Here is an 18,177-nt window from a genome sequence, read left to right on the forward strand (position 1 = left end):
CCCGCGCGACCTCGCTAACGGAGGCGTCCGGAAGAGCAGCGCTCGTCAGTACTTTTTATCAATCAATCGGCCGATCACTTCTTCAACGGCTCAAACGGCTTAACCGGTTTGACTCCGCTCAGACTCATCAATCCGAGCCTCGAGAAGTTCATCGATTCGCCGAGGATTCGAGCCGATTCCTGCGGCGCGTGAAATCCCATCGAGTTCTCGGCTTCGATAAAGTCGAGATAGAACTGAGCCTTGCGCTGATAGTCCCGCGCTTCGGCCAGTTCCGCGTCGGTCTTGCCGGCGTCTTTCGCGGCCTTGAGCTGCGCGATCAGATCGAGAAGCGCGTCCATCGCCAGATTCCTGGCGTTGAACGTGCGCACCTGAATCGTCTCGGCACGATTTTTCATCTCGGCCGCGTCAACCTTGTGACAGGAGGCGCACGACTGCTCGACCATCAGCAACGGACTGCGAACCTGATGATCCGTGATCTTGGCCGGACCGGTCTTTTTCGGCATATGACAATCGGCGCACGAGACGCCACCGCGCGCGTGCGGACCCTGATTGAAGAGTTCAAACTCGGGGTGCTGGGCTTTCAGAACGTTCGCGCCGGTTTGCTTATGCGTCCAGTCCTTATGGCCGACCTCGTCGTAATAGGAGACGATGTTCTCGATCTTCAGGCCTTTGCTCCACGGATACGTCAGCGTCTTGCCCTCGCCCTTGAAATAGTATTCGACGTGGCATTGCCCGCAGACGAACGAGCGCATTTCAGCCTTCGTCGCATCGCGGTTGACATCGTAATCGGCAACGCCCTGCGACGCCTTGAAGGCCTTGATGCCGTTGATGAAAGCTGGACGCGAGACGCGCAGCTTGAGCGTCGCCGAATCGTGGCAGTCGATGCACGAAACCGGATGCGACACTTCCTTGCGGGCTTCCGCAAAGGGCATTTTGTTGAGCGCATCGAAGCCTTTGAAGATGTCTCCTTCGCCGAGTTTCTTGTAGGTCAGATAAGCCGAAGCGTGGCAGTTGATGCAGGATCCGGGCTGTTTGACGAAATTCTGGCGTTCGGTAAACGTCTGATCCTCAAGCATAAACGCGTGCCCGCGTTCCTCGCGGAAATCGACGGCAAACGCGTAGCCGTCCCACATCGTTTTCAGCCGCGGATCCTCTTCGAGCCGCGATTGCGAGACGACCGAGCGCGGATCGGAAAGTTTTGGTGTAACCTGAACCGCTTCGCTGCCGCCAAAGCGCGTCCGGACCTGATCGGTCGTTTTCAAATAATCCGCGTAGTGCATTGGAAACCGCTTCCCCCACACCGCCGGATCGTCAGTTTCGTTCGTTTGCGCCGTTTGCTCGGTTTGCGGCTTGCCTTCCGCGATCCGCGGGCAAAAGTTTCCGTTCAAAGTTGCCGCCGCAAGGATTGCAAAACAACCCAAGACCCACGATTTCGTAATCCTTGAATAACTCATTGCTCTTGTTTTCATTATAACTCCTCCCATTCGCTCGGCGTGATCTTGAGCGACGCGCCGGACAAATACGATTTGGTTTGAACACGCGCCCGTCTCAGCTCGGACGTTCACATCCGCGGCGTGTGTAAAACCACCAATTGACGAAGGTTGCGAAGACGAAAAAGACCGACAATCCGACAAAAAACGGATTGACCGAACCAACCGCCGAAAGCGACCAACTGATCAGCATCGAGAAGATAAACGGACCGTAGGCGGCGACCGCCGCGGTCCAGCCAATGACACCCCCCGCTTGACGCGGATTGTGTCCAAAAATTATCGGATATTGACGGAACGTCGCCGCGTTCCCCATCCCCGTGAAAAAGAACAGCGTCAGCATCAGCCCGACGAACATCCCGAACTGATCCATACTCGCCGGTGAAAACAGCCCAAGCGCGATCATCGCGACGGTGATCGCGATCAATGCGATGCCGCAGATCGTCGTAAGGATCGCGCCGCCGATCTTATCGGCAACGAACCCGAACAGGACGCGGCTCGCGGAACCGATGAGCGGGCCGAAAAAGGCGTACTTGAGCGGGTCGGGCGGGCTGGGAAAGCCGCCGTAGAGCGTCTTGATAAGCATCGGGAACGCGGCCGAAAGTCCGGAGAATCCGCCGAAGGTCATCAGGTACGTGATCGTGCAGAACCAAGTGTGTTTGTCCTTGAAAATATCGAGCTGTTCCCGGAAGGATGCCTTGATCGGAACGCTCCGGAGAAGCATCCAACTGAGGAATCCAAGAATTACGAGCAGCGGAACGTACCAGAACGCCGCGTTCTGGAGATAGATATTCGTTGTCGCAGTAACCTCTTTCGTGGCGGGGTTGACCGTTTGCGAAACTTGCGGATCGCCGATCATTGCGAACCCGATGACAACCGGTGTCATAAATTGCGCCAGACTGACGCCGAAGTTTCCGATGCCGGCTTGGATTCCGAGTGCCGTGCCCTGCAGGCGTTTCGGAAAGAAGACGCTCGTGCTCGGCATATACGACGAAAAATCGCCGCCGCCGAATCCGGCCGCGAACGCAAGAACGATAAAGATCCAGAACGGCGTCGTCGGATCCATGATCGCGAGTCCGATGCCGATGCATGGTATCAACTTCAGGAAAGTCGCAATTGTAATGATGTGGCGCGTTCCGACGATCGGCACCAGAAAAGTGTGAATGATCCGGAGCGTTCCGCCGGCGAGACCGGGCATCGCCGCGAGCCAAAAAAGCTGGGTAGTGGTGAACTTGAACCCGATTCCCGGGAGTTTGACGACGATGGCGCTCATCATAAACCACGTCGCGAACGAGAGCGTAAGCGTCGCGGTGGTAACGATCAGTGTCCGCCAGGCGATCTTGCTGCCCGTTTCCTGCCAGAAGTCAGCATCTTCGGGCGTCCATTTTTCTATCCAGGTTGACATGATTTTTCTTGTTTCCGTGACCACTTCAGCATAAGGCCGCCTCAATGCCCGATATATGACCGAAGTCATAAAATCGCATTTATTGCTCGATCTTTTTCATCAGATTCGGATGTCTGCGATGCATCATCGTCTGGACAACTCGGTGCATCCAGAACAGGCAGATCACCGACAAAAGAAGCATAAACATCCACGAGCTTGTCCAGAGGCCTGTGGCGTCGAGCAGATACCCGAAGATAATCGGACTGACAAACCCCCCGAGTCCGCCAAGCACGCCGACCATTCCGCCGACGACGCCGACCTCTTCGGGGAAATACTCGGGAATATGTTTGTAAACCGCGGCCTTGCCGATGCCCCACATCGTTCCAAGCAGAATTACGAATACAGTGAAGATCCAGACATTCGCCTGAAAATGGATTCTCGTCACGCCCTTTGCGAGGAGTTCCTTGCGCTTGATCGTTTGGCCCGCTTCGACCGCCGGCTCTTGCCAGATCTCTTTTTGCGGAAACACGGCCATCTGATCGTCTTTGATCGACCGATCGACGGATCGCGCTTTGAACGGATAGACCTTTTCTCCAACCACGATCGAGTCGGCGTTGACCGCCGTCACGACGCCGTCGCGCTCGGCGGCGACGCCTTTGCCGGGCGACGAGATCTCCATTTTCGGAACGATCAGAAGGGCCGAAAGAACAACCGAGGATCCGAGCACCCAATACATTATCTTACGACCGCCGAAGCGATCGCTCAGCCAACCGCCGCCGGCGCGGATCACGCCGGACGGGAAACTGAAGAGGGCCGCGAGGAAACCTGCCGTAACGAGCGGCAGGTAGTAAACGTTGACGAAGTAAGGTACGAGCCACTGCGAGAACGCGACGAAACAACCAAAGACAAGAAAATAGTACAATCCGAACCGCCAGACGCGGATGTTCTTGAGTGGTTCAAGTTGTTCGGCGATCGTGTTGATCCGCTTGTTCGGCTTTTTATTCGTCACTGAAATCAGAAAAACGACGCCCATCACAAGCAGCGAGATCGCGTAAACGACGGGCAGTTTGCGCCAGCCGTCGAGATTGGCGCCGTTATCGGTAAACGAATTGAGCAAGGTCGGGCCAACGAGCGTCGTGATCGCCGAGCCCGCGTTTCCGGCTCCGAAGATCCCGAGCGCGAGGCCCTGCTTTTCCTTCGGGAACCAGACCGACGTGAAAGCGATGCCGATCGAGAAACTGACGCCGACCATCCCGAATCCGAAACTGCAGAGAGCGAATGCCCAATACGAATCGGCGATCGATAGCAGGTACATCGGAATCGCGCAAAGGATAAGAAGCGCGCCGAATATCGGCTTCCCGCCGTATTTGTCGGTCAGCATCCCGGCCGGAAGCCGGAAGATCGAACCCGTCAGCACCGGAATTCCGAGCAGCCAACCGATCTCGGTGGCGCTCCAGTTAAATATCTGGTTGGTCGTCAAAAACGTCACGAGGACGCCGTTCAACATCCACGCCGCAAAGCAAATGGTGAATGCCAGCGTATTGAAAAATAAAATGCGGTTCGCGCCAGTCGGCGTTGTGGATTCCATAGAAATTTATTAGGGAATCCAGGGATCTTGGGATTCCAGAGATTCTTATGATTCCAGGGATTCCAGGATTCCAGAGATTCCAGTTCTTCCGCAGACTCCAGGGATCGCAGAGATTCCGAAGTCCAAGGAGCCTGTCGGAAAAAGCCGTTTGAGAACTGAATCTGCTTCTTCAAGCGTGCGGAGCACGCGAACCTGCGATAGCACCACGTGAAGCGGAGCGGAACGTGGTGGCTGAACACCCGAGTCGCCAAGCGTGTGTAACACGCGCAACTCTTGTGGCTGCAACAGGTCCGCGTGTTACACACGCTCGTTGGAGTCGTCCGTCGTTGACACCACGTTCCGCTCCGCTTCACGTGGTGCTATCGTACGTGCGTGTGCTCCGCACACTGAATCGATTTTCCCGACAGGCTCCAAAGATCAGTCAATACATTTCAAATGATTTGTGCTCAGCCGGCCGTTGTCTTCGCCAAACCGACCGCCTGCGGTACTGGCCGAGCAGTGACATCGCGGCCTCGCAAATCGCAAATCCCAAATCGCAAGTCGCAAATCCGTTCAGTCCTTCGCCGCGGGACGCCACCAGAGGACGATCGTCATCGAGATTACCCAACACACGATCGAGGCAATGACGAGCGGTGCGAGCTGCTTGTATTGTTCCGCGAGAGCGGCGTCGATCGTTGCCGAGAGTATCCATAGCTGAGCCAGGTTTATCATCACGAGCAACATCAGCTTGGCTTGCCAGATAGCGATTCGGCCGCGGCGCGAGCGGTATCCGTGATTAACTTCGTTCATTCTTTACGCCTCCCGTAACCACGCCGATCGCCCAGATCTCGCCGTCCTTTTCCTCGATCAAGATCCTGTTCAAAGGCCTCGGCGGAGGGCCGTAAAGAACGTTGCCGGTCTTCGCGTCGAAACCGGCTTCATGACACGGGCACTCAATCTTTTCAGCCTGTTTGTCGTAGTAAACCGGACACAGCAAATGCGTGCATTTTTGATCAAAGGCATTCAGTTCGCCGTTGGCCGAGCGAATCAGGATCGCCGGGTCGCTCGCCGTAGGATATCTGAAGTTGATCGCCGAGTTGCGTTCGAGCGTCGCTCCGCCTTCGATTTTTTGCGCCGCGAATTGACTGACGTTTTCCCTGTCATAAACTGCTTTCAGGGCGAACCCGGCGGTTCCGACCAGAAACGCGGTTGATGTCAGACCAAGAAAATTGCAGAACTCCCGCCGCGTAACCTGGGACTCCTTGTCGCGATCGAACGGAAATTCACGTTGATGCGAGCGATTCGCTTCGCGAACATCGCGCTCGTCCGACAACACCTTACCGATTGCATTTTGTAGCTTTGAATTCATATCTTTTGGTCAGTGAGCGGTGAGCGGTGAGCGGTGAGCGGTGAGCGGTGAGCGGTGAGCGGTGAGCGGTGAGCGGTGAGCGGTGAGCGGTGAGCGGTGAGCGGTGAGCGATGAGCGGTACCGCACTTTCCACTCTCCGTTTTCCACTCTGCACTCCGCACTCTGCACTTTCCACTCTGCACTTTCCACTCTGCACTCTGCACTCTGCACTCTGCACTCTGCACTCCGCACTCTGCACTCCGCACTCCGCACTCTGCACTTTCCACTCTGCACTTTCCACTCTGCACTCTGCACTCTGCACTCTGCACTCTGCACTCCGCACTCCGCACTCCGCACTCCGCACTCTGCACTCTGCACTCTGCACTCTGCACTCTGCACTCTGCACTCTCCACTCTGCACTCTGCACTTTGCACTCTCCACTCTGCACTCTGCACTCTCCACTCTGCACTGTTCAAAACTCATTGCTCTTGTTCGATTCCTCGACTTGCGCCTCCATCCAGGATTCGCGCTCGTTCTGAGCCGTTACCCGGCCTTCGAACACGCCGCAACCGATGCTGACTTCCGTGTCGTCGGTCGGGAGCATCAAATAGACCTTCGTCTCGACCTTTTGATTTCCGAAAACATGCGCATTGACCGGCTTCGTCCGTCGCAGCGGGACAATTTGTTCATAAGTCCCGAACGATAGTGCTCCGGTCGGACAAACACTCGCGCACATCGGTTTGAGGCCCTCGCTCGTGCGGTCGTAGCACATATCGCACTTCATCTGCAGATGCATCTCCGAGTTGTATTTCGGGACGCCGAAAGGACAGGCGTTGACGCAGTTGCGGCAGTCGAGACAGCGTGGTTTGAGCGCCGACATTACGACGCCGTCCTCGTTGACCTTGATCGCGTCCGCCGGACAAACCAACGCGCAGGTCGGTTCCGTGCAGTGCATACAAACCGTCGGCATCGTCGCCGTCGACTCGCCGCGGTCGATGTAATCGACGTAGATCATCGAATATCCCTTGTGCGTCGAACATTCGCGACAGGCGGCGACGCACGAACGGCATCCGATACAGCGCTGCGGATCGATAAAGAACGTTTCCTTCATTTCACCACCTCGCTTTGTGTAATCTGCGTCACGACGGATCTCTCGCCGGACAGCTTTTCAATCTGGGCGGCGCAGGCCTTGTATTCGGGGATCTTCGAGATCGGATCGAGGACCGGATTCGTGATCTGATTCGCCGCCTGTGTCTCGCCCCAGTGATACGGGATAAAGATCGTATCCGGGCGAATCGTTTTCACGACCAATGCCGGAAACTCGCCGGAACCGCGCCGTGACCTGACGCGAACGCGCTCACCGTCGGTGATCCCGTATCTCGCGGCCGTGTCGGGATGGATCTCGACGTACGGTTCCGGGCATTGTTTGACGAGGAAACCGATACGCCGGGTTTGGTTGCCGGAAAGATACTGGTGAACGATGCGGCCGCTTGTAAAGATCAGCGGATATTCGTCATCCGGAGTCTCGGCGGCGGGGGCGAATTCGAACCCGTGAAATTTGGCGCGCCCGTCCGGATGATAAAAGCGCTCTTCGAACAGGCGCTCGGTGCCCGGCTTGTCTTCGCACGGACAGGGCCAGAAAACGCCGTTCTCTTTTTCGATCCGCTCCCAGGTGATGCCCGCATAATCCGCGGTACCGCCTTTCGACGTGACGCGGATCTCCTCAAAAAGATCGCGCGGTGTTTGAAATCCGAAGTACTTTCCGCGACCCATCCGATGAGCGATCTCACGGATGATCCACCAGTCGGGTTTGGCTTCGGCGGGCGGCTCGATCGCCTTGTTTATCTTGAGGACGCGCCCTTCGCCGTTGGTCGTCACGCCTTCGTCTTCGCACCAGGAAGTGCCAGGCAGTACGACATCGGCGTAACGCGCCGATTCGGACATAAAGAAGTCGATGTGGACGTAAAAATCAAGCGATTCGAGAGACTCTCGAACTTTGTTGGTGTCCGGCAATGAAACCATCACGTTGTTGCATAGCGAAAGCAGCGTCCGGATCTCGCCCTCGCGCATTTTGTCGAACATCTCGACGACCGAAACACCCGCCTGCGGCAGTTCTTCTTCAGGCAACCCCCAAATTCCGCAGATATGCTTGCGATGCTCCGGATTCAGCATCGAACGCTGACCGGGAAGCTGATCGGCCTTTTGTCCGTGCTCGCGGCCGCCCTGTCCGTTGCCCTGACCGGTGATCGTTCCGTAACCCCGTCCCCTGGAGCCTATCTTTCCGGTTGCGAGAACGATGTTTATGTAGCTCAAAACGTTGTTGACGCCGTGTGAATGGTGTTCGATCCCGCGCGCGTGAAGGATCATTCCGGTCTTGGCCCGGCCATAGACTTTACCGGCCTTGACGATCTTTTCGGCGGGAACGCCGGTGATCCCGGCCGCAACTTCGGGGGTGTATTTGAGAATGATCTGTTTCGTCGCTTCCCAATCGTTGGTGCGTGTCCTGATGAACTCCTCGTCGATCAGTCCTTCGTTGACAATGACATTGAGGATGCCGTTCGCGAGCGCGACGTCGGTGCCGGGTTTGAGCTGAAGGTGAAGATCCCCCTGGCGCGCGGTCGGAGTTTCGCGCGGATCGATGACGATCCACACGCCGCCGTTATCGCGCTGCTCCCAAAGAAACTTGTTCAGCACCGGGAACGTCTCCGCGCAGTTCGCGCCGGCGATCATCAAAACATCGGCAAACGGAATGTCGCTCCACGGGTTGGCCGCGCGATCGACGCCGAAAGCTTTGTTGTTGCCCGCGGCGGCGGAGACCATACACAGACGGCCGTTGTAATCGATGTACCGAGTGCCGAGACCGGCGCGGGCGAACTTGCCCATAAGATATGTTTTCTCTGTCGTCAGTGACGAACCTGAATAAACGCCGATCGAATCTTTGCCGTGCTTTTCTTGGGATTCCTTGAATTTCGAGACGATCAGATTGAGTGCTTCTTCCCAGGTCGCGCGCTCAAACATCCCTTTGCGTTTGATGAGCGGATAGTGAAGACGGTCCGGATGATGCGTCTGCAAATAGGCGGTGACGCCTTTCGGGCACAATCGACCTTCGTTTACCGGAAAGTCGTATCGCGGTTCGACACCGACAACCGACCCCTTTTCGACGAGGAGATTCATACCGCACTGCACCGCGCAATACGGACAGTGCGTCGGAACGATCGCTTCGATTTCGCGATTCGCCGACCAGCCGCCTTTGGGTTCGTCGTGAAGGTGCGGCCCGAAGGCGTCGACGATCTCTTGAAATTTTCCTACTTTACCCATTGTCTTTTCCTAGATATCCAAAATTCCACGACGCTTTGATTCGGCGATTTCGAGGTAGGCCAGACCGCGCATCACGCGTTTGCAACGCGGACAAAAATCCTGCAGCTTGCGCCCGTCGTTGAACGAGTAATCGAATCCGACCTGTTCGACAACGTCTTTCAGATCGTTGAGCCACATTTCCGAAGCGAACTCGGTTCCGCAACGCGCGCAATTCGCCTGCGGCATCTCGGCCGAGCGCTTTTGATAAAGCTCGACACCGATCGAAGCCGGCCGTTGCACGATATGAAACAGCTTGCCGAACGGCAGAAAGAACAGCGTCATAATCACCAACGCCTCGTGCGTGAGAGTGATGAACGAATACATATAACCTTCAAACCACATACTGGACGCCGTCAGCATCAGGCCGGTCACCGAGATCGCGATCAACAAGAGATGCGGGACGAAATCCAGCAGAAATGTCTGAAGCGCGATCGCGCCGCGATCGTGGAGTCGGCGGTGAAGCGCGATCCCGCACCCGGCGATGACCATCAGCGCGGTAAAATCCAGCGCGTGAAACACAAGCCACGCCGTCGGGCTGCGCCCTTCCAACAGCTGCAACGGAAAGCCGAAAAGGTGCGCGCGATAGCCGCTCGAACCTTCGAGTTCGAAGTGAATCCAGCCGAACACCAATGGGAACGTGATCGCCGCTGAGAGGATGCAGCCCCACATGATCAGCAAGTGCATCAACCATCGTGACGTGCCGCGATTGCGTATGAATCTTTGTGCAAGAAATCCGCTGAAAACTGATTTGGCGGCCGTTGCCGTGTTTGCGCCGAGGCCTTGGCGCTGCAAGTACAGTTGCCAGCCGCGTTTCCAGTAAATCCGCGTCGCCGGGCGTTGAAGCCAAAGCGCGTAGCGAAAGGCGATCGCTCCGACCGCAATCACACTCGCAATCGCGTAACCAAAAAGCCGCGGATCGAAGTGGAGCAAAAAACGGGAACCGACAATGACTGCCAGCGTCAGCAACGCCGATGCGGCAAGTCCGATGATCGTCGGATTTCGGTAGTTGATCTTAGTTGACTCGGGCATAATACTTGATCAGTTCACGATTCAATTATCGTGTCACTGGGGACCTTAGAAACATGACTCGAATCATATTTGAAAATAATATTAAGGAGGGCGACCGTTCTGGAATTCGCAAATTCGACAGGCAAAACGGCGAACCTCCTCTAAAGAAAGATGACCTAAACCCGCGTGGAATATGAAACTTGAAGCGGCTGCAGACTGACGTGTGATATCCCGCCTTTCGGAAGTTAACGTCCGACAGTGTAGAATTCCTATTCGACGATCGTTTTGTTGTTAACAGCCCCGTTCTAATGTTAAATTCTTCCTTACGCGTATGAACAAGTCTCAGGTAATCTGGCTCATCATCCGGCTCTTCGGCGTTTATTTGGCGTATCTCGCGCTGGTCTCTTTTTTCGGGCTCGTCGGGTCGATTCCGGCACTTTTCACGTTGCCGAAGCTCGACGCTCCGAACAAGAACGCGAACGTTTCGAGTCCGACGCCGATCCGGTCCGCGCAAATCAATCCGACCGGCGGATTTGAGACCTACGAGGATCCGACGCAGCCCAAGACGGACAAAAAGGACGACGACTCGATCACGGCCAAATTCAAAGGCGAGAATGTAACCAACTTTCTCTGGTTTTTGATCGTCACAGCAATTTACGTCGTCGCGGCCTGGTATCTGCTCCGCGATGGCAGAATTCTTTTCTCCGTCTTGAATCGCGAGCGCCCGGACGGGCCCGAGAAGGAACGCGAACCCGAGGTCACAACGTTGAATTTGTAGTTTTTGGAAAGTCTTATGTCTAAGTTCATTGTTTTTTCAGTCTTATTTGTCGGTATCGTTCTGCCGTTGGCCTGCGGATCGAAGTCAAACGAGTCGCCCGAGAGGGTTGTCACGACAAATGCTGCGCCCACTCCCGAAAAGAAGGTCGAAAGAAAGGCCGATCGTGGAGAATCGGTGACGATCGCCGCCGTCGGCGACATTATGCTCGGTTCGACGTCGATCAACGACACGTTTCTGCCGCCGAATGACGGAGCCGACATTTTGAAAGACGTTGCGCCGATTCTGACAAACGCCGACATCGCCTTCGGCAATCTCGAAGGCCCGATGCTCGAGGGTGGAAAAACGGAGAAATGCGGACCGACCTCGAAGCGTTGCTTTGCCTTCCGCGTTCCGACGCGTTACGGCAAGCTTCTGAAGGACGCCGGCTTTGACGTTTTGAGCCTCGCCAACAATCACGCCGGTGATTTCGGCGATCTCGGGCGCCAGAGCACGCGCCAGGTTCTCGACGGACTCGGAATCAAACACGCGGGCAGCGACCGGACGCAGTTCGCGACGACGGTCGTCGAATCGCGCGGCTTGAAAGTCGCGTTCATCGCCTTCGCGCATAACAGCATCGTTCCAAACGTCAACGATCTCGTCGCGGCGCGCAAGTACGTCGAAGACGCGAACAAGATCGCCGACATCGTCGTCGTTTCATTCCACGGCGGCGCCGAAGGCACGGACGCCCAACGTGTTCCGAACCGCGTCGAACTTTACGGCAGCGAAAAACGCGGCAATCTCCCGCTCTTCGCGCGGACCGTGATCGACGCCGGCGCCGATCTGGTGGTTGGCCACGGCCCCCACGTTCTGCGCGGGATGGAGATCTACAAAGACCGTCTGATCGCCTATTCGATGGGCAATTTCGCAACTTACGGGATGTTCTCTTTGAAAATGGAAACGGCGTTGACCGCCATTTTTGAGGTGAAACTCAACCCCGACGGTTCGTTCGCCGGAGGCAAACTTCACGCCGGCAAACAACTCGGTCGCGGCGGACCGATGCTCGACCCTTCCGGCGAGGCGATCCGAAAGATCCGGGATCTTTCCGTAGCGGATTTCGCCGCCAATGCGCCGAAGATCAAGGACGACGGAACGTTCACCAGGTAGATGATCAAACGATGCTCGATACATTAAAGAGTTGGCACGAGTTTATCGAACGGCCCGATTCGTTGATCCTCGACGCGATCCTTGCCGAAGACGTTCGGTTTCATTCGCCGTTCGTCTGGAAGCCGAAGGACGGGAAACTGGTCACGAGTCATATTCTGATGACGGTAAGTGGCGTTTTCGAAGACTTCACTTACGTCCGCGAGATAATCGACGCTGATAACTGGTGTCTCGAATTCTCAGCGACGGTCGGCGGACTTTCGTTGCGCGGAGTCGATCTGATCCGATTGGGACCGGATGGCAAGATCGTCGATTTCGAGGTGATGATCCGTCCGGCAAACGCTCTTCAGGCACTTGGCCTCGAAATGGGAAGAAGGTTGGGCGGCGGCTGAAGTTTGCGGCGTTCCTTCCCCAAAAGGCAAGATCCGTTTTGATGCATGAATTCGCCTTCTTCATCGGTAAATGCGCAATTCGGATCTCAATGACCGGCGACCAAACGGCAATCGCAAATCCCCACAAACATTCTCCGATTTCACGCGAAACAACGCGGCTTTTCCGCCCGGATGTGAACACAGCTTTTCCGCCCGGATGTGCGGAAAGGCATAGGAGACTGTCTCAAAAGTCCCTAGTGTCGCTGAAGGTGACAGACACCATAGCGTAGCGAGAATCGCTACGTGAGGATCGGAATTCGACTTCCGTCTCCGAAGGAGACGAACATAAATCGATGATTGCTGGTCACTTACAGCGACCAAGACTGGAATGCAACGTCACGTAGGGTTTCGCTTCGCTTCACCCTACGCTATGTTCTTTGTCTCCTTCGGAGACTCAATTCGGTGACTTTTGAGACAGCCTCCACAGCCTTTCCGCACATCCGGGCGGCAAGCCGCAAGGACGGCAAATAGTTCAGCGTCACCTGCCGGGTTCGTTGGGGCAAAACTTCGCGCGTTTTTCAAAGCTCCCGAATCCGGAATCCGATGCGCGAAGCAACGTTGCACGATGGCGGCTCACTCGACCTGAGAAGTTCGCGAAACTAAGGGGATTGGTAAACCGCTTCGGTGGCGTCTACCATTGCCGTCAATGAGAAGTTTTCGAGCGCGGACGCCCGCGCGGATTCGGCGAGCGCATTCCGTTTTTCAGGATTCCCAATCAGCTCGCGAATTGCCTCGGCCAGCTTCAAGGGCTCACCCACGGGAACGATCAACCCGCCTGATCGACGTCCGAGGAGTTCCTTCGCGCCTTCGGTTTCGGTCGCCACGATCGGCACGCCGCAAGCCATCGCCTCAAGAATCGCGAGTCCGAAGCTCTCGGAATGCGAGGGCGACACGAACACATCCAGCGCCGCGAATAGCGGCGAAAGGTCTTCAACCCAATCGAGGAAAAGAAAACGGTCCTCGATCCCGAACACTTTCACGAGCCGCTTCAACTCTCTCCGGAATTCGCCGGTCGCGGAGTTGTCGCTCCCGACGACGATGAAGCGAACATCAGGATTGGCCCCGGCAAGTTCGTTTGCCGCCAACACGAAATCGCGCTGGCCCTTGAGCGGCTTTAGTTCCCCGATCGTGCCGACAACCGGCGCGTCAAACGGGATCTCGTGGAAGAACCGAAACTCTTCACGGTTTCGCAAGCGGGTCGCCGGATCAGCGTCCGGCGCGGCAATTCCGTTCGGGATGCAGGCGATCTTTTCCACCGGAAAAATGTCGCGCAGATTTCTGGCGACGGCTCCCGAAACGGCGATCGCCTTCGAGAGGTTCCGAAGGGCGACGCGGTTAAACGGTTTCAATGGAAAGAGCACGTGACGCGTCAGGACGAACTTGACGCCCTTCGACATCCTGCAAACCAGGCTAGCAGGAATGTAGTCGCGGCCGGTGTGCGCGTGGACTACTTCGATCCCGCGTTCACGCACATAACGCGCGATGCGTTTGGCGCTGAAGATCCCGAATGCATTTCGGATCGAAGAGTGGAAGATATTCTCGGGCGGCAGAAAGTCGAGTTTCGATTGCCACTGATTCGAAGGCCTGAGAACGACGTGGACTTCGTGTCCCCGACGCGAGAGTTCGCGGCACAGATCGACAAGATGGCGTTCGCCGCCGCCAAAGGTCTTCGCCGATGAAATGTGCAGAATCTTCACGGTGTAAATTGTAGATCGTTAATCGATAATTGTTAATCGGGGAGGATCGGTCGGAACCAAACAGAGTGCATAGTGTTGAGTGCAGAGTGCATAGTGCAGAGTGCAAAGTTCAATCCTTTCTATGCACTCTGCACTATGCACTTTGCACTCGGTCTCTGGAATCCCAATCCAAAATCCCCAATCCCCAATCCCCAATAAAAATGGCTCGCCCCACGAGGAGACGAGCCGTTGAAGGTCTTTCTTTTTAGGAAAAACTAAAACTGAAGACGTGCGCCAAACTGCATCTGGAAGACCTGGCTTCCCGGATTGTTGTTGACGAGGATCTTGCCGAAGCTCGGCTGACCGTTAACCGTCGCGGTCGTGCGCTGTTCGCGAACCTGAAGGAAGTTCGGATTCGTGATTCCGTCCAATCCGCAGCGAGCGTTCGAAGTCGCGCAATAGTTGGTCGATCCGAAAGCGGTCAACTGGATATTTGAGAAGTTGAATACGTTGAAAAACTCCGTACTCAAAACAAGACGGCGGCGTTCGCCGAAGCTGAAACCCTTCTGAACACGCAAATCAACGTCGTAGATGTTGCGGTTGCGGAACTGGTTACGCTTGATCTCGAATCCCGGAACGAGAATCGGACGCTCGGTGTTGTTTCCGTCACCGTTGACGTCGGTTCCGACAGTCGAGTTGACCGGCGTTCCCGAGCGCAAGCGGACCGTGCTCGCGACTTCGAAGCCCCACGGCAGGAAGACGATCGGGTTCGCGACAAACTGATGGCGGCGATCGTTGCGCGCAAGATAATACTCGCCGGTCAGATCGTACGGGTTCGAATAAAGAACACCGCCCGCATCGCGTTCGTTGTCGTCGTCCGACAAGCTCTTCGAAAGCGTGTAGAACGCGTTCATACGAACGTTGATCTTTTCCGTCATCTTGCGGTTCGCGTTGATGCGGAACGTCAGCGCTTTGTAAAGCGAACGCGCCGACGAATCACGAAGTTGAACCGTTCCGAGACTCTGCATCGGACGCGAGTTGCGGTTCACCAGGACGCGTCCCGTCTGCGGTTCGATTCCGGTCGGATTCGGAAGATTGATGTCGCGGTTGCGCTGCAGGAACACGGTATTGACCTGCGAGTAGTCGATGCCGACGGTCACGCCGTTGGCGATCTGACGCTCGATACCGCCGCCAAACTGGAACGACATCGGGTTCTTGAAGTCCGGCATAATACCGGTGAAATTCGCATTCTGGAAATTACCGAGATTGACCGGCGGATTGGTCGTAGCGTTACGCATCGCCGTCGCGATCGTCGACATCTGCGTCGCCGTAAGCGTCGGCAAAGCGCCGAGACCAATGTTGTTCAGGTTGATGCCGAGAATCGCGAATTGACGATAAACGGTGTTCGGAGCGAATCCGGTTCCGCCGACGATCGCCACATACTGCGGGTTGGCGGCATCGAACGCTGCCTGGTTGAAACCGGTCGAACTGAACGCCGTCGAACCGATGGTGACCGAAAGGTCGCCGGCCGGGTTACGGAAATTGTTGAACGGTCCGGCAAGAACGAGCAGCGGTGTGCGGGCATAATAGACGCCGGCGAAACCGCGAATGACCGTTTTGCCGTCTCCCTTCGGATCATACGCGAAACCGACGCGCGGTCCCCACTGATTCTGACTGTCCGGAATCTGGGTCGGGTCAATCGTCTTGCCGCCGAACAGCGGAAGCGGAGTGTTCTTGATCAAATCGATGACCGGCGTGTTGTTCGCTTCGGCCGACGGATTGAACTGTTTTTCAAAACGGAGTCCGTAGTTGAGCGTCAATTTCGACGACACGCGCCACGAATCCTGAGCGAAGAATGCCAGTTCGCGAACCGAATACGCGGCCTGGAGGTTACCGATCTGCTGATTGTAACGAGCCGTGGTCGTATCGAAACGGCCAAGGAACGACGCCGTGCGGGTCGTGCCGACCGCGTCGAGAATACCGGTCGTGCTCGTCAAACCCGAAAAAGTGTAAACACCCGTCTGGTTGAAGCCGAATTCCTGGCTGGCGTAGATGTTGCTGAACTCACCGCCGAATTTGACGGTGTGGTTACCCGAGATCCAGGTCATCGAGTCGACGAACTGCAATCGCTTGTCGAACTGGGTCGTCGGCAGGAAGTTGCGCGTTCCGTAAACACCGACGGCCGTGTTGATGTTGGCGGCGATCGCATTCGGGATGCGCGGGCGTTCTTCACGGGCCCACTGGAATTTGAATTCGTTGACCACGGTCGGCGCGAAGTTGGTAACAAGCTGCGCGACGATGATGTTGTTGTTGTTCTTTTCGGTTCCGTTGGTCGAAAGCGAGTTGGTGGTCGTCGGGTCGAGGGCCGTTTCTCCGGTCGAGACAGCGTTCTTGGCATTGTTGTTGCTGTAGCTGTAGCGAACGTTGAGGCGGTTCGAATCGTTGATGTTCCAGTCGATACGGCCAAGCGCGGCATACGCGTCGTTTGTTTGCTGGAACGGAACTTCGTTTGAGCGGTAGAAGTTGAACGCTTCGGTCTGCGAAACGGTCGGCACGACGCCGACGAGGTTTCCGTAGAGAACCTGACGCGGCGCGCGGAAGCGCTGTTGTTCGTACGAACCGAAGAAGAAGAGCTTGTCCTTGACGATCGGGCCGCCGATCGATCCGCCGAACTGATGCTGGGTCGGCGCGAGTGTCGCGTCGACACCGGTGACGCCGTTGACGGTGATCTGGCTCAGGCGTTGCTCATAGAGCGCATCCGCAAACTTGTTGGCTTTCGCGAACTGCTCGGGACGAAGCAAATAAAACAATGTTCCACGCAGGTTGTTGTCGCCGGCTTTCGTGACCGCGTTGACGATACCGCCCGACGAACGACCGAATTCAGCCGAATAACCGGCCGCGACGACCTGGAATTCGCGGATCGATTCCTGCGGGATGGTGAACGCCGAGTTCGAACGTTCGCCGCCGCGGACACCGCCGAAGAACGGCTGGTTGTAATCGACACCGTCAACGTTGATGTTGGTGTTGATTCCGCGCTGTCCCGAAAGGGTGATCTGACCGCGCGACGGGTCGACCTGGGCGGTCGGCGTCAGCGTGACGAAATCCTGAAAGCGGCGGCCGTTGATCGGCAAATTCTGGATCGCCGTTTCATTCTGGACCGCGTCAAAGTTGCTGGTCGTCGCCTGGACGCCTTCAGCCGTGACTTCGACCTGCGCCGAAACGCCGCTCGCGCCGAGCGTAAAATTCGCGTCGGTCGTTCGGCCGACCTGTACTTCGACGTCAAGCGTCTGATCCGCAAAGCTAGATGCGGTGGTCTTGACCGAGTATTTGCCCGGCTGGAGCAGGACGAACTTGTAGATGCCGTCGCCGCTCGTGGTGGTCGTTTGCGTTTGATTTGTACCCTGACTGGTCAAGGTAACCGTAGCGTTCGGAACAACGGCACCGGTCGAATCGGAGACGATCCCGGTGATGCTGCCCGTGCTGCCCTGCGATTGTGCGAAAACCGACACAACGCTGAGGAGCAGAGAAAAGGCCACGGCTAAAAATTTCGTTGAAAAGTTTTTAGTCATTAGTTTTATTTAACCTCGTAAATTCGAAAAATCGATAGAGCAAAATTGCGTGATTTGGTTCGGACGTACGAATCTATCTTGAAATTTGGATTTTTCGATACTGTTTTTTGGATTTTTCAAGCCAAAAACTTCTGTCAAAAGACTGCCAAACTTCAACAACTGCGTCGTCCAAAACCTTTAATTATTGATTTAACACACGTTCAACGTTACAACCCGCTGATAAAGCGGTAACTGCGAACATGCAGACTCTATTCGTCGCGGAGTATATCAAGCAAATTGAATACCTTAAGCTTGATTCTTCACTCTGAACGTTATGTCGGCGTTAACGGAGCGTTAAGAATTTGTGAAGCTTTCGATCTCACGTTAAACGAAATCAATCCGCGTGTCAGTCGAATGATTGAGCCATCATAGGTGCCGAAGGAGCTTTTTCCA

13 protein-coding genes are annotated in these 18,177 nt (G+C 55.8%); 3 read left to right on the plus strand and 10 right to left on the minus strand.

The annotated features are described in order from the left end of the window. Positions 1–74: 74 nt before the first annotated feature. The 8 genes from IPN69_03305 to IPN69_03340 form a co-directional block, all read right to left on the minus strand. Positions 75–1,484: an ammonia-forming cytochrome c nitrite reductase subunit c552 gene (locus IPN69_03305; protein MBK8809742.1), complete on the minus strand. Its 1,410-nt coding sequence runs from the start codon at positions 1,482–1,484 to the stop codon at positions 75–77. Between the two features lie 64 nt (positions 1,485–1,548). Next, complete coding sequence (locus IPN69_03310; protein ID MBK8809743.1) at positions 1,549–2,892, minus strand: NarK/NasA family nitrate transporter; 1,344 nt, start codon at positions 2,890–2,892, stop codon at positions 1,549–1,551. 79 nt (positions 2,893–2,971) lie between these two features. Next, the gene (locus IPN69_03315; protein MBK8809744.1) at positions 2,972–4,459 is read right to left on the minus strand and encodes a NarK/NasA family nitrate transporter; all 1,488 of its coding nucleotides are present in this window, start codon (positions 4,457–4,459) and stop codon (positions 2,972–2,974) included. Positions 4,460–5,011: 552 nt separating this feature from the next. Then, on the minus strand, positions 5,012–5,248 hold the full coding sequence (locus IPN69_03320) for a hypothetical protein (GenBank protein ID MBK8809745.1): 237 nt from the start codon (positions 5,246–5,248) through the stop codon (positions 5,012–5,014). After that, positions 5,235–5,807 carry a Rieske (2Fe-2S) protein gene (locus tag IPN69_03325; protein MBK8809746.1) on the minus strand — a complete coding sequence of 191 codons (573 nt, stop codon included), beginning with the start codon at positions 5,805–5,807 and terminating at the stop codon, positions 5,235–5,237. The genes IPN69_03320 and IPN69_03325 overlap by 14 nt, the downstream gene beginning before the upstream one ends. A 451-nt stretch (positions 5,808–6,258) precedes the next feature. After that, positions 6,259–6,897, minus strand: coding sequence for a 4Fe-4S binding protein (locus IPN69_03330; GenBank protein ID MBK8809747.1), 639 nt, complete (start codon positions 6,895–6,897; stop codon positions 6,259–6,261). After that, a complete protein-coding gene (fdhF, locus tag IPN69_03335; protein MBK8809748.1) occupies positions 6,894–9,104 on the minus strand; it encodes a formate dehydrogenase subunit alpha in 2,211 nt (736 codons plus the stop codon). The genes IPN69_03330 and fdhF overlap by 4 nt, the downstream gene beginning before the upstream one ends. Positions 9,105–9,113: 9 nt before the next feature. Next, positions 9,114–10,172: an MFS transporter gene (locus IPN69_03340; GenBank protein MBK8809749.1), complete on the minus strand. Its 1,059-nt coding sequence runs from the start codon at positions 10,170–10,172 to the stop codon at positions 9,114–9,116. A 310-nt stretch (positions 10,173–10,482) separates the two neighbouring features. Here IPN69_03340 and IPN69_03345 point away from each other — a divergent pair, with 310 nt between their 5' ends. The 3 genes from IPN69_03345 to IPN69_03355 are packed head-to-tail and all read left to right on the plus strand — an operon-like array spanning position 10,483 to position 12,461. Next, positions 10,483–10,929 (plus strand): hypothetical protein, encoded by a 447-nt coding sequence (locus IPN69_03345; GenBank protein ID MBK8809750.1) that lies wholly within the window; start codon positions 10,483–10,485, stop codon positions 10,927–10,929. A 15-nt stretch (positions 10,930–10,944) separates the two neighbouring features. Further along, positions 10,945–12,072: a CapA family protein gene (locus tag IPN69_03350; GenBank protein MBK8809751.1), complete on the plus strand. Its 1,128-nt coding sequence runs from the start codon at positions 10,945–10,947 to the stop codon at positions 12,070–12,072. Positions 12,073–12,083: 11 nt separating this feature from the next. After that, positions 12,084–12,461, plus strand: coding sequence for a nuclear transport factor 2 family protein (locus IPN69_03355; protein ID MBK8809752.1), 378 nt, complete (start codon positions 12,084–12,086; stop codon positions 12,459–12,461). Positions 12,462–13,099: 638 nt separating this feature from the next. Here the strand turns inward: IPN69_03355 and IPN69_03360 are convergent. Beyond that, positions 13,100–14,197, minus strand: coding sequence for a glycosyltransferase family 4 protein (locus IPN69_03360; protein MBK8809753.1), 1,098 nt, complete (start codon positions 14,195–14,197; stop codon positions 13,100–13,102). A 254-nt stretch (positions 14,198–14,451) separates the two neighbouring features. Further along, positions 14,452–17,745 (minus strand): TonB-dependent receptor, encoded by a 3,294-nt coding sequence (locus tag IPN69_03365; GenBank protein ID MBK8809754.1) that lies wholly within the window; start codon positions 17,743–17,745, stop codon positions 14,452–14,454. Between the last annotated feature and the right edge of the window lie 432 nt (positions 17,746–18,177).

The sequence above is a fragment of the Acidobacteriota bacterium genome (assembly GCA_016715115.1).
Classification (GTDB): Bacteria; Acidobacteriota; Blastocatellia; order Pyrinomonadales; family Pyrinomonadaceae; genus JAFDVJ01.